The following is a 253-nucleotide window of genomic DNA, read 5'->3' as shown; positions in this document are numbered from 1 at the left end:
GAATCTTATAATTATATTAAAAACAACAAATTATATAAAAATTTTACAAATTTTGTGCTAATATATGTTTATGTCAAAACGGAGGCGTAATGTAGAATGAAAATATTTCTAAAAAATAATGAAAATAGAATAAAAAAATCAAAATTAGGATTTAGTTTTACAACTTTGTTTTTTGGTCCATTTGTACCTTTGTTAAGAGCAGATTTTTTCTGGACATTAATAATGCTTTGCACTTATTTTGTTGTGGGATATA

Source organism: Anaerofustis stercorihominis (genome assembly GCF_005844425.1).
In the GTDB taxonomy this organism is placed as follows: Bacteria; Bacillota; Clostridia; order Eubacteriales; family Anaerofustaceae; genus Anaerofustis; species Anaerofustis butyriciformans.
This window is presented reverse-complemented; position numbering follows the sequence as displayed.